At 64.2% G+C, this 12,023-nt stretch carries 11 protein-coding genes and 1 other RNA gene; 2 read left to right on the top strand and 10 right to left on the bottom strand.

Translation table 11 applies throughout. The features are described from left to right. Positions 1-15: 15 nt before the first annotated feature. A complete protein-coding gene (locus SVXhr_RS12315; protein ID WP_275737488.1) occupies positions 16-1,137 on the bottom strand; it encodes a C4-dicarboxylate transporter in 1,122 nt (373 codons plus the stop codon). 559 nt (positions 1,138-1,696) lie between these two features. Between SVXhr_RS12315 and SVXhr_RS12310 the strand changes: the two genes are divergently transcribed. Continuing rightward, complete coding sequence (locus SVXhr_RS12310; RefSeq protein ID WP_015789845.1) at positions 1,697-1,981, top strand: glutathione S-transferase N-terminal domain-containing protein; 285 nt, start codon at positions 1,697-1,699, stop codon at positions 1,979-1,981. Between the two features lies 1 nt (position 1,982). Beyond that, positions 1,983-2,498, top strand: coding sequence for a redoxin domain-containing protein (locus SVXhr_RS12305; RefSeq protein ID WP_275737487.1), 516 nt, complete (start codon positions 1,983-1,985; stop codon positions 2,496-2,498). A gap of 41 nt (positions 2,499-2,539) precedes the next feature. Here the strand turns inward: SVXhr_RS12305 and SVXhr_RS12300 are convergent, their stop codons facing one another. The 9 genes from SVXhr_RS12300 to SVXhr_RS12260 form a co-directional block, all read right to left on the bottom strand. Further along, positions 2,540-2,698, bottom strand: a complete 159-nt coding sequence (locus tag SVXhr_RS12300) for a hypothetical protein (RefSeq protein ID WP_015789847.1) — start codon at positions 2,696-2,698, stop codon at positions 2,540-2,542. Between the two features lie 91 nt (positions 2,699-2,789). Beyond that, positions 2,790-3,251, bottom strand: an RNA gene (rnpB, locus tag SVXhr_RS12295) — RNase P RNA component. A gap of 66 nt (positions 3,252-3,317) precedes the next feature. Beyond that, on the bottom strand, positions 3,318-3,959 hold the full coding sequence (locus SVXhr_RS12290; RefSeq protein WP_275737486.1) for a thioredoxin family protein: 642 nt from the start codon (positions 3,957-3,959) through the stop codon (positions 3,318-3,320). A 111-nt stretch (positions 3,960-4,070) separates the two neighbouring features. Then, positions 4,071-6,434, bottom strand: a complete 2,364-nt coding sequence (locus SVXhr_RS12285) for a glycoside hydrolase family 2 TIM barrel-domain containing protein (protein WP_275737485.1) — start codon at positions 6,432-6,434, stop codon at positions 4,071-4,073. Between the two features lie 115 nt (positions 6,435-6,549). Next, positions 6,550-6,831, bottom strand: coding sequence for a hypothetical protein (locus tag SVXhr_RS12280; protein WP_275737484.1), 282 nt, complete (start codon positions 6,829-6,831; stop codon positions 6,550-6,552). A 113-nt stretch (positions 6,832-6,944) separates the two neighbouring features. Then, a complete protein-coding gene (thsA, locus tag SVXhr_RS12275) occupies positions 6,945-8,585 on the bottom strand; it encodes a thermosome subunit alpha (protein ID WP_275737483.1) in 1,641 nt (546 codons plus the stop codon). Between the two features lie 78 nt (positions 8,586-8,663). After that, on the bottom strand, positions 8,664-9,794 hold the full coding sequence (locus tag SVXhr_RS12270; RefSeq protein WP_275737482.1) for an ABC transporter ATP-binding protein: 1,131 nt from the start codon (positions 9,792-9,794) through the stop codon (positions 8,664-8,666). A 1-nt stretch (position 9,795) separates the two neighbouring features. Continuing rightward, entirely contained in the window at positions 9,796-10,902 is a 1,107-nt protein-coding gene (locus tag SVXhr_RS12265) for an ABC transporter ATP-binding protein (RefSeq protein ID WP_275737481.1), read from the bottom strand. Positions 10,903-10,976: 74 nt separating this feature from the next. Then, positions 10,977-12,023: an ABC transporter permease gene (locus tag SVXhr_RS12260; RefSeq protein WP_275737480.1), complete on the bottom strand. Its 1,047-nt coding sequence runs from the start codon at positions 12,021-12,023 to the stop codon at positions 10,977-10,979.

The following is a 12,023-nucleotide window of genomic DNA, read 5'->3' as shown; positions in this document are numbered from 1 at the left end:
CGGGCACGAAGGATGTCACTCCGGTGTGAAGGCGTGCCCACGGAGGATCATCCGGGTGGTGAAAAGGGCCGTGACGGTCCAGACGATCACGAGCAGCCCGGTGACACCGGCCAGGATCGCTTCAAAGGCCGCAACCTCAAGGAGGTGGCCCATCACACCCGCCGAGATCGCAAAGGCACCAGTCGGGAACGTGTAGGCCCACCAGGTGAAGAAAAACGGATGATCGCGACGGCTGACGTAATATGCCAGGACCGCAACCGTCAACAGGAACCACCAGGCTGAAAAGCCCCAGAGAACGATCGCGAGCAGTTTCATGCTCGCGACGATGGGCTCGACGGCGAGGTCGAATCCGACGCCCGCCTGGAGGGCACGGATGAACCGTCCGATGGCAATGACCAGGACGGCCGTCGGCGCGAGCCCGATCACGAACGTCGGCGCGAGTTTCTCCTCCGGCAACGACTCGTAGGCGTAGCGATGGAGGATGATCGAGCCGAAGAAAATGAACATGAAGCTCCCGACGCCGAGCGCCATCAATGAGACGACGAAGATGAACTGGCCGAGTGCACTCCCGGCGTAGTAGTTTTCGACCAGCCAGAACCCCAACAGCGGGATCACGAGATGCGAAACTGGGGGGATATACCACGCGAACACACCGTGGTGGGAGCCGATATTATCATTGGCAAACATGATCGTGACCAACAGGAGTCCGAACCCGAAGATACCGATACTGCCAGTCGCGAACAGCCCGACCAGCACTGATTCGAGAACAGGGGCCGGAAGAACACCCTGCATCGTCCGAGCAATGCCAACACCGAGAACGATCAGCGTAATCGGCATCGTCGGGAAGAACTGACTCCGGATCGGATGTGACAGATCCGTCCGGACCTGATCCGGGTGGGTCACGATTCGGAGTACCCAGGGGATGGTGAAGACGACCGTCAGAATGGCCGTCAACACGACGAAAAACTGTGCAAGCGTGGCGACCGGCCCGAGCGAGTACTCGGCAGCGACCAGCGCCAGGGCCACACCCAAGGCACCGGTCCCCATCGTCGAACCGAACCACTGCGGTCCAAAGTACTCCGGGATACCGGCCAGCCGCGACTCCGTCCGTCCGGTCCGTGTCGTCGATGCGCTCATAGTCTTGTGTATTCATCCAAATACTACCCAATAATACGGATAAGGATTCCGATCAGTAAATCAGCTACAAACAATCAGGAACGAAAGACACCGGCACGAGCAACGACGGTGCGGGTATCGTCGAACGGTTGAATCGTCTCTTCCGGAGGCGACAAGTCGGGTATAAGTGCTTGTGCCCACTGCACGGCAGTGTTCAGATAAGCACCGAGCAAAGAGTGTGTTTCTGCTGGCTTTCCAGCCGGATCCTGGCGGCCTGCGAAAATCGAAGATTTCCGGGATGACGAGACGGACGAAGTCCGTCTCGAACCACGCTCCTCACTGCGTTGCGGTGTCTGCTCACGGGCGCGCAGCGCCCGTTCGCACGGGCCGAGGCGGCTCTGCCGCCTCGCGCCTAGCGTCGGCCGTCTTCCCGGAGCCACTCGCCCCTTTCTGGCTGTTCGCAACCGCGACCTGTTTAATAAAACACCACCCGGTTGATGGCGGCGTTTCGTACCGTCCTCGAAAACTGCAGCCAGCACAGTGTTTACCCGTCGTTCGCTCCAAGTGGAATCAGATCCCCATGAGCGAGTCCACAACCGACGCGTCCGAGGAAGGCGACGCGACCATCACCCTGTACCGACTCCAGGCCTGTCCGTTCTGTGAGCGCGTTGCGCGGACGCTCTCGGAATACGACCTGGACTATCAATCACGCTTCGTCGAACCGCTGCACTCCGAGCGCAACGCCGTCAAGCGGGTCAGCGGCCAGCGTGCGGTCCCGGTTATCATCGACGAACGCACCGGTGTGACCATGAGCGAGAGCGAGCGCATCGTCCAGTACCTCGATCGGACCTACGGGGAGGCCTGACATGGAGTTGCCCTTCGACGTCGTCGACCTCGGCCCGGCCGAGCATCCCCAGCCCGGCGAAGCGGCCCCGGACTTCGAGCGCCCGCTGGTCACCGACGAGTACTGGGAGGACGTCGCGCTGTCTGATCTCACGGCCGACGGTCCCGTCCTGCTCGTCTTCTTCCCGATGGACGGGAGTTTCCCGGCGACGTACATCTGGAACGAGATCACCGACCGCGGGTGGGGCAGCGACGACGACCTGACCGTCGTCGGGCTCTCGATCTCCTCGCCCTACGAGCACAAGGACTTCATCGCGGAGGCGGCCCTGCCCTATCGGCTGTTCAGCGACCCACAGAATGGTGTTGCCGAGACCTACGGCATCGTCCACGATCTCGACGGAATGGCGGGCGTCAGCGAGCCCCGACCGGCCGCGTTCCTCATCGACGGAGACCGGACTGTCGAATACGCGTGGGTCGCGGCGGAATGGCCGGAGTTCCCGGACTACGACGCGATCGCGGCGGCGATCGAGGATCTCTGAGCGGCGAGCGACACACAGACGGTGACCGCTCGTTTTCGCCGTCAGACCTCAATCTTGCGGAGTGGTTCCGTCTCCCCGCAGTAGGGACATTGGAAGTCCGCGACGGTGACGTCCTCAGGCATGTCGTAGGTGTAGTGGAGTTCGACCATGTCGAGTTCGCAATCGTCGTTCTCGCAGGCGACTTCGAGTGTTTCGGGCATACGCGACCGTAGCGGTGGCTCTCGGATAAACGAGTGGGTCACGGAAGCAATCCTCGCAGGTCAGCGTGGACACTCACGAGGTAGAAACGGTGGCTGCGGGGAGTAAGCCCCCTTCTGTTGTCGGCATTCGGCTACGCGTCCGCGTCGTGTCCGGGCTACCAGTCACGCGGACTTGCACCGGCGAGGATTCGCCGTTCCATCCGTTCTCGCCCGTCGACGCGCCGGATGGCGCGCCCAGTTCGTCGCGAGCGTGGGGCCCGTAGGGTTCCACGTCGCGACGCGCCCTCGGTGGGTTGGGCTTCCCGTCGTTTGTTCGCCCGGCCGACCGGCCGCCTTGCGGCGGGGATCGACCGCACTTTGTCACTCAGGGGTCACACACCTCATCGGTCGGGGCGAGTGGTCTCGTTTCTGTTCCAGCGCCGGCGGTCTCCCGCCCCGGGCTTGCGCCCGGTCGCCTGCCCGGACGGTGGGGGGACTTTCCTCATGCCCGTAAGCAGCGTTCCGACGAGGTCGGAACGCACGTCCCGGGCACGGGAGCCGGGCTCCCGCTGCCACCCGAAGATAGGCCGGCAGGGGGATTAAGGGGTTCGATCGGTCGACCGGCTGTTGGTTGGGCGGCCTAGAGGGCTCCCTTGACTTCCTGGAGGAACTGCTGGGGCGGGAGCGCACCCGTGAACTCGCCGTCGGTCCCGTTGACGTTGATCTGAGGGACGCCCCGGACGCCGAACTCTTCGGAGAGCTCCATGAACTCCTGGGACTCGACGGAGTTGGCCGTGATGTTCTCGTTGGCCACGGCGAAGTTGTGCGCCGTCTGGACTGCCTTCGGGCAATGCGGGCAGGTCGGCGTCACGAAGACGGTGATCTCGACCGGGTCGTCGATTTCGGCGATCTCTTCGAGGACGCTCTCGTCGATATCCGGCTCGCCGGTCGAGACCGTGATCATGTCCTGGAGGAACGAACTGAACTCCTGACCCGAGGGGATCCCGAAGTACCGGACGCCATCGATATCCTCACGGGTGATGACCGTCACGGGGCCGCCCTCGTAGCGATCAGCGCCGAGGTCGCTCGCCAGCGGGTCGTCCATGTCGTGGACGCCCATCTCGACCGCGTCACTGAGATCGACAACGTCCTCGACCAGTGCCACCGTCTCTTCACAGTACTCACAATCCTCTTGGGTGAAGACGTGGATGTCGATCGGCTCGTCCATGTCTTCGAGTAGCTCCGAGACTTCCGATCTATCGTCGTCGTCGAGTATTGACATCGTACCTTCGCTAGCAGCTACAGCGCAATTATATTTTGCGATATACACAATACCACGCAATCAATATGGACGGACCGAACGGATTCGGATCGGTCCGGAAGACAGAGACGCTCACTCCGGGGCCTGAACCGGGATCGTCACCTTGTCGCCCTCGAGGCCCTCGACGTCGGCCGTGATCGTCACCTCGCCGGATTCACGCCCGGCCTGGCCGATCGCCAGCGCCGTTCCGTGGTAGGCCGACCGCCGGGAGTCGGTGTAGGACTCGTTGCTCGCCAGATCGCCGTTGTCGACACCGGCGAGATTGCCAGCGCCGTTGACCGAGAATTCGATCTCGTGGTCGGCCCGCGGCACGACGACCCCCTCGTCGTCGACGATTCGGGCGTCGACGTACACCAGATCTTGCCCGTCAGCCGTGATAGCCTCGCGGTCGGGATCGAGGTCGACCCGCGCGGGCTCGCCGGCCGTCTGGAGCTCGTGGGTCGCGACGACCTCGCCGTCGGTCTCGGCGACGGCCCGAAGCGTCCCCGGCTCGTAGGGGACGTACCACTCGATCATGTGGTCGGGGTTGTCCGCGAGGTGCTGGACGCCGAGGCGCTCGTCGTTCTGATAGAGCGTCACCGTCTCGGCGTTGGTGAACGTCACCACGTGGACGAACCCGCGGGAGTCCTCGCGGTCGGGGAACGTCCAGTGCGCCGAGAGGGCCGGCCACGACCAGGCCGGGCGGGCCGGCGCGCGCTCCCGGTCTGGATCGAAGGCGGCGATCTCGACCATCGGCTCGTCACTCCAGACACTTCGGTGGAAGGCCGCGGGCGGCTTGGGGACGCCACAGGTGTCGATCAAGCCGGTCGGCCAGCCCTTGCTCGGCCACTCGCGCGCCTCTCCGAGATAGTCGAAGCCGCTCCAGATGAACTGCCCGACGACATCGTCGCGCTCGGCGACGTCGAACCACGGATTCTCCGGGACGAACGCCAGCGGATCGTCGCCCGACCCACGGAAGAACGGCCGGCACTCCGAACCGACGATCGGCGCGTCGACGCCCCGCTCGCGGAGGTCGTCGTAGTGGTGTTCCATGTAGTTGCCCGAGAAGAGATCGACCCGCTCGGCGACCGCTTCGGCGTTCTCGAGGATCCCCTCGCGCCCGTCGCCCCAGGCCGGGCTGCCGTAGGTCGCCGGCCGCGTCGGATCGAGGTCGTTGGCTGCCTCGACCAGCATTTCCAGATCGTCGAGCATCTCCGGGTCGCCGTGGTCGTAGCTTTCGTTGCCGACGCTCCAGGCGATCACCGACGGGTGGTTGCGGTCCCGGCGGATCATCGCTTCGAGGTCCTCGCGCCACCACTCCTCGAAGAATTTCCCGGTCTTCTCGTGACGCCACTTGTCGAACGCTTCGTCGATGACCAGAAAGCCCATGCGGTCACAGAGATCCAGGAGTTCGGGCTGGGGCGGATTGTGGGCGGTCCGGATGGCGTTCGCTCCCATCTCGGCGAGGGTTTCGAGTCGGCGTTCGAGCGCGCGCTCGGGCACGGCGGCCCCGAGCGCGCCCGCAGTGTGATGGAGGTTGACTCCCTTGAGGGTCATCGACTCGCCGTTGAGCAACAACCCCTCGTCGGCCGAGAACGTGACTGTCCGGATTCCGAAGGGCGTCACGTAGTCGTCGACCGGTTCGCCCGCCGTCTCCGCTGTCCCGTCCGGGTCCTGGCGGTGGACGACACTTCGGACGTGATACCGTTCGGGCGTCTCCGGCGACCACAACTCGGGATCCGCGACGGCGAGTTCCTGCTCGAACGTGTGTTGCTGTCCGGCGGCGAGTCGCTGCTCGGTCGCGGCCTCGGCGACGACCTTGCCCGACGGGTCGTAGACCGTCGTCGAGAGCGTACAGACGGCCGCCTCCTCGGCGTCGTTGGCGACCGTGGTGTGGACGTCCACTCGCGCACGACGCTCCGTCACGGCCGGCGTGCGGACGTCTGTGCCCCAGGGGACCACGTGGAGTGGTGCGGTCTCGATCAGGTGGACGTGCCGGTAAATGCCCGAGCCGGAGTACCACCGGCAGTTCGGGAGGTCGGTATTGTCGACCCGGACGGCGAGTGTCTCGCTACTCTCGACCCCGCTGACGTCGTGATTGAAACTCGTGTATCCGTTCGGCCGGTTGCCGACGTGCTCGCCATTGAGATAGACGTCGCTGTCTCGATAGATGCCGTCAAAGCGGAGGTAGACGGTCTCGCCCTCGACGTCGCTCGGGAGCGAGCGACGGTACCACCCGACGCCCCCGGGCAGAAACGCCCCGGCCGATCCAGCCGGGTTGTCCGGGTCGAAGGGCCCCTCGATGCTCCAGTCGTGTGGCACGTCGACGGATCGCCACTCGGCGTCGTCGAAATCGGGGGCGGCCGCCCCGTCGATCTCGCCCTGGTGGAATCGCCAACCCGTTTCGAGCCGGCGGATCCGTCGGTACTGTTCGGTCGGTCCCGGGTGGCCGGTCATACCGTTCGGGGTACGAAAACGACCGAGTTAAGCGTGGTGACCGTTCAGCGAACAGCGAACTGGGCGACAATCAGCGGCCGAGAAAACCGATCCGTGGGGTTTCGGAACCTGTCCGTCAGGCCGACGCCTGCCGTTTCTGCCAGGCAGCGATGAACCGAAGGAGGATGTCGAAAAACAGTCCCAGGAGGATAAACGAAAAGCCCCACACGCCGAACATGCCGGCGAGGACGTTGTTGACTCCCTGGAGGACCAACGCACCGAACACCATGAACAGTGCCCCGAAGATGGCAACCGTCAGCGAAACGTGACTGCTCGTCCAGTACCAGACGGCCAACAGTACCATCTGGATCCCGCTCGCTTCCTGCCTGGCCGAATTGAGTGCCCGAATCTCTACCATAGTTCAAACATACGTAATCGGGTATTTGTATCTTGTGGAGTCCAGCCGATCCGCACACGGGTCGGCGTCGAAACCGCAAGTCGACGACAGCATCGAGTGGTTCCTTGAGGGCGCTACATTCCGGGTGCGCCGCCATCGTCGTCGCCGCTGGTCGAGAGGTCGCCGGCGGAGACGACGTCGTCGATCCGGAGAATCATCCGTGCCGCCTCGATCGCGGCGTCGATCGCCGTTGCCTTCACGCGACGGGGTTCGACGACGCCGTGTTCGACTGCGTCGATGAGTGCACCGGTCTCGGCGTCGACCCCGGCGGTGCTGTCGCCATCGTGGTGGCGCGCCCGGAGGTCGACCAGCGCGTCGATCGGGGAGTGGCCGGCGTTCTCCGCGAGCGTCCGTGGCGAAATGTCGAGCGCGTCGGCGAACGCCTCGACGGCGAGTTGCTCGCGCCCACCGATCCCGTCGGCTGCGTCTTCGAGTGCGAGGGCGAGTTCGATTTCGACGGCCCCGGCACCCGGAAGGATCTCGCCGTCCTCGATGGCCGCCGCGAGCACGTCGAGGCTATCCTCGAGGGCACGTTCGACCTCGTCGACGACGTGGTCGGTCCCACCCCGGAGGACGATCGTTCCAGCCACGCTGTCGACGTCGGTGAAGGAAGTGATCCGCTCGGGTCGGGCGTCGCCACGCCACAGCGGCATCCTGATCCGCTCCTGGCCGACCGTGCCGGCCTCGCCCAGATCCGCAGCTGTCGCGGTTTCGAGATCGGAGACCCGCGAGGCATCCGTCGCCTCGGCGAGTCGGCGTCGGTCCTCGTCGTCGACCCGGCGCAGCGCCATGACGCCTGCCTCGGCGAGCAGCTCCTGGGCCGGATCGTCGATCCCGCCTTCGGTCAACAGCACGTCCACACCGGTATCGAGAACGCGATCGACGTCCTCCTGAAGTGCCTCCCGCTCCCGTTCGACGTACTCCGTGACGTCGTCGAAATTCGAGACGGTGGTCTCGGTGGACGTCTCGAGTTCCGGTGTCTCGATCGCCCCCTCGTAGATGAGGACGTTGGCGTCTTCGAAGTCACTCGGCATCGCGTCGTTGGCGGGGTTCTTGTCGATCGTGACGCCCTCGACCAGCCGGGAGTCCGCGAGGTTGCCGCCCGCGAAGGGCTTGATCGTGATCGCGTCACGATCGACTGTGCCGTCCTCCCGGACGGCCGTCCGGATCGCCTCGACGACGAGCGACGTGAGGTGGTCCTTTTCGGATTCGGCCCCCTTGCCGGTCATCGCCGTCGACGCGATCGCTTCGAGGACATCCGTGTCGTCGACGTCGAGGTCCATCGCCACGTCATCGAGGACGTCCTCGACGTGCTCGCCTGCCTGCTCGAACCCGGCGGCGACCGTTGTCGGGTGGACATCGTTGTCGAGTAGCTCCTCGGCAGCCTGGAGCAGTGCGCTCGTGAGGATCACGGCCGAGGTCGTCCCGTCACCGACCGCCTGCTCCTGACTTTGGGCGACTTCGACGACCATGTCGGCCGCCGGGTGCTCGACTTCCATCTCGTCTAAGATCGTCACGCCGTCGTTCGTGACGACGGTGTCGCCCGTCGAATCGACGAGCATCTTGTCCATTCCCATCGGGCCGAGTGTCGTCCGAACGGCCTCGCCCATCGCCTGGGCCGCCGTCAGGTTCATCGAACGCGCGTCCCGGCCGTCGATGCGCTGGGACTCATCCGAGAGCACCGAAAGCGTCGGGTCGCCAGCCTGTTGTGCCATATTGTCTAGGAGGCCACTCGACGGCTATAAATCTGTTTTTTCGTCCACAAATACGGCGACAAAAAAGGCGGGTGGGCTCTAGTCGTCCGCAGGCTCTTCGTCTTCGAGGCTCGAGGTGAAGCCGAGTTCCTCGCGGTCCGTGAGTTCCTCGCTTTGCCAGTACTCGTGGTTGTCCAGCGCCCGGAAGCACTTCGTCTCGGTGCCGTCAGCGTCGTACATGTCCGGTTCCTGCTTTTTGCAGACCTCACGAGCGTGCTCACACCTGGTGTGGAACTTACAGCCCTCCGGCGGGTCGGACGGATCGGGAATGTCGATCCGGCGAACCGGCGGCTGCATGTGCATGGTCTCGCTGGCCACGTCCGGATCGGCCGGCGGCGTCGACCACCGCAACACCTTCGTGTAGGGGTGGGTCGGGTTCTCGATGAGTTCGTCGGGGCCGCCGATCTCGACGATGTCCCCGAGGTACATCACGGCGATACGGCCGTCTGACTTCTTCGTGAGATAGCGGGCGTTCGCCAGGTCGTGGGAGACGAACACGAAGGAGGTCCCGAACATCTCCTGGAGTTCGAGCAGCAGGTCCATCATCTCGACGCGCAGGGAGACGTCCAGCGCCGAGACCGCCTCGTCCGCAAGCACGAGGTCGGGATTCGTCAACAGCGCCCGCCCGAGGACGACCCGCTGCTGTTCGCCACCCGACAGCTGGTGGGGGAACCGTTCGGCGTAGTCCTCGACCGGCGTCATCCCGACGTATTCGAGGTAGTGATAGATCGTCTCGAGTCGCTCGTCGGGCCCGAGCTCCTTGCGCCACTTCTTGAGTGGGTCAGCCAGCGACGCACGCACCCGTCGCGAGGAGTTGAGCGCGCTCGCGGGGTCCTGATGGATGATCTGGAGCGCCTGCTGGATCGTATCCTTCGGGATCTTCACGTCGTCGGCCCGATCCTTCGCGTCCCAGATGTCCTGGCCGCGGTACTTGATTGACCCGCCCGTCGGTCGCTGGAGGCCGATCGCGGCTTTGCCGAGTGTCGTCTTTCCACAGCCACTTTCGCCGACCAGCGCGATGATGTCGTCCTCCTCGATGTCCAGGGAGATGCCGTCGACGGCTCGAACGATCTCCTCGGAGAGTGCGCTCCGGATGATGCCGCCGGGCTTGAAATGGACCTCGACGTCGTCCATCGAGAGCAGTGGTTCGTCTGATTCAGTTTCGCTCATGTTACATATCCTCCTCTAAGACGCCTGCGTGTAGATTGTACGTGATCGTTTCCCGTGACTCCTCCGGATAGAAGCACGCAGCTACCTGTTCGTCCTCGACGTCCATCAGCTCCGGGTCCTCGACCGTACACTGCTCGTCGGCGATCGGACACCGCGGGTGATATCGACACCCCGACGGGATACTCACCGGGTCGGGGGCCGACCCCTCGATCGGTTGCATCTCCTCGACGACCGAGTCGATGCTCGGCAGCGATCTGAGCAGCGCCCTCGTGTAGGGATGAGAGGCGTTCTTGAGGACCTTATACGCCGTGCCGACCTCGACGAACTCGAAGGCGTACAGCACGGCGAGTCGATCGGCAAGTCCGGCCACCAGCGGCAGGTCGTGGGTGATAAACAGGATCGTCAGCTCGAACTCCTCCTGGAGTTCCCGCAACATTGCGATGATCGACCGCTGCATCAGCATGTCCAGGGCCGCGGTCGGCTCGTCCATCACCAGCATTTCCGGTTCGAGGACGAGGCTGAGCGCGATCAGCGCCCGCTGTTTCATCCCACCCGAGAGTTCGTGTGGATAGGCGCCAAGCACCCGATCCGCATCGAGGTGCAAGGCATCGAAGAGGTCCCGGGCGTGGGTCATTCGCTCGTCCAAATCGGCGTCGTGTGCGCGGATAGTCTCCTTGAAGTGGTCCCCGATCTTCATCGTGGGGTTGAACGAACTCATCGCGCCCTGGAAGACCATCGCGGCCTCCTCCCACCGGTAGCGCCGTTTCTGCTCGTCGTTCAACTCGAGGATGTCGACCGCGCCGTTCGCGTCGGTGGTGATCCCCCGCGGGAGCGTCTCCGGGTTCTCCGGGTAGTAGGTAATGTCCCCGGTCAACAGCCCGGGATCCTCGACGACGTCGAGCAGCGAGGCGGCGAACATCGATTTGCCGCTGCCACTCTCGCCGACGATGCCGATGATCTCGTTGCGGCGGATGTCGAGGCTGGCGTGATCCAGCACTGTCGACTGTCCGCGTTCCAGGTCGAAGCGCACGGTCGCGTCCTCGACCTCGAGGATGATATCCCCGGCCGATGCCTGCCGTCCGTACTGCGTCTGTTCTTCGGTTGCCATGCTTAGCACCTCCGGCTCTCGTTGGGCTGCTCCAGTACCATTCGCTCGATCGTGTGTGCCGGTATTTCCAGCACCTACATCACCTCACCGCTGGCCTGTGGCTCGTCATCCTCGTCTGGCGTGGTCTGTGCGTGGCGGGCACGGAGTCGCGGGTTGAACACCCGGTCGAGCCCCTGTGCGAACAGCACGAACACGAACGTCATCCCCGAGAGGGCAACGGCGGGGAAGAACAACCAGTGGCCCGCGGCCCCGATCTGTGAGACTGCCTGTCCCTGGTCGTAGGCATTGTTCATGATGACGCCCCAGTTGAGCGTCGAGACCGGAAGGATACTCAGGAAATACAGCGCGACCGAGGCCTTGAGGACCCGTGTCGCTGCGCCCGCCATATTCACCAGAATGTATGGGGCGAGTTGCGGGAACAGGTCCTGTCTGATGATCGTCGACGAGGAAAGCCCCAGTGACCGGCCTGCCTCGACGTAATCCTCCTCACGCAGCGTCAGCACCTGTGACCGGATCGCACGCGCCAGTCCGGGCCAGGTGTCGATGGCGAGGACGACCCCCACGACGAAGGGGTCCCGCATCGAATCTGCGAAGATTCCCGACAGCACGATGATCAGCGGCAGGCCGGGCAGGACGGCCTGGATGTCGGTGATGGTCATCATGATCCGATCGACGATGCCGCCTTTGTACCCGCCGATGAAACCGATGATGACGCCGGCCAGTACTGTCGTGAGTGCACCACCCGTCGCCATCTTCAACATTGCGGGCGTCGCGTGGACGATGAGGCCGAATATCCCCTCACCGTTGGAGTTGGTCCCCAGCGGCACCGACCAGTCGATGAACGCGGGCAGCTTCCGCGGCCCCTCGTTGAGTTCTGGCTCTTTGACGAGCACGACACCGACCGTCCCCATCAGGATGTAAAACAGGATGCCGAGCCCGCCGACGCGGGTCCGCCAGTCACTCCACCCGATCCGGAGCGGAGCGAGGATGTACCGGTCGACAAACCGTCTGAGACGCTCCCGGGTCGACATCCGGGCCGCCTCTAGATCCTCGCCCGTCCCGAAGATCATCTCTTCTGCCGTCCCACCGTCCGTCCGCATCTCCGTTTCGTTGTCAGTCAT

Source organism: Halorhabdus sp. SVX81, from assembly GCF_029207715.1.
Taxonomy (GTDB): domain Archaea; phylum Halobacteriota; class Halobacteria; order Halobacteriales; family Haloarculaceae; genus Halorhabdus.
Note: the sequence above shows the minus strand (reverse complement) of the source record. Positions and strands in the feature narration are given on the sequence as shown.

Coding starts and splice junctions, on each gene's coding strand:
- SVXhr_RS12315 (WP_275737488.1), bottom strand. CDS start 1,137: ATGAGCGCATCGACGACACGGACCGGACGGACGGAGTCGCGGCTGGCC.
- SVXhr_RS12310 (WP_015789845.1), top strand. CDS start 1,697: ATGAGCGAGTCCACAACCGACGCGTCCGAGGAAGGCGACGCGACCATC.
- SVXhr_RS12305 (WP_275737487.1), top strand. CDS start 1,983: ATGGAGTTGCCCTTCGACGTCGTCGACCTCGGCCCGGCCGAGCATCCC.
- SVXhr_RS12300 (WP_015789847.1), bottom strand. CDS start 2,698: ATGCCCGAAACACTCGAAGTCGCCTGCGAGAACGACGATTGCGAACTC.
- SVXhr_RS12290 (WP_275737486.1), bottom strand. CDS start 3,959: ATGTCAATACTCGACGACGACGATAGATCGGAAGTCTCGGAGCTACTC.
- SVXhr_RS12285 (WP_275737485.1), bottom strand. CDS start 6,434: ATGACCGGCCACCCGGGACCGACCGAACAGTACCGACGGATCCGCCGG.
- SVXhr_RS12280 (WP_275737484.1), bottom strand. CDS start 6,831: ATGGTAGAGATTCGGGCACTCAATTCGGCCAGGCAGGAAGCGAGCGGG.
- thsA (WP_275737483.1), bottom strand. CDS start 8,585: ATGGCACAACAGGCTGGCGACCCGACGCTTTCGGTGCTCTCGGATGAG.
- SVXhr_RS12270 (WP_275737482.1), bottom strand. CDS start 9,794: ATGAGCGAAACTGAATCAGACGAACCACTGCTCTCGATGGACGACGTC.
- SVXhr_RS12265 (WP_275737481.1), bottom strand. CDS start 10,902: ATGGCAACCGAAGAACAGACGCAGTACGGACGGCAGGCATCGGCCGGG.
- SVXhr_RS12260 (WP_275737480.1), bottom strand. CDS start 12,023: ATGACTGACAACGAAACGGAGATGCGGACGGACGGTGGGACGGCAGAA.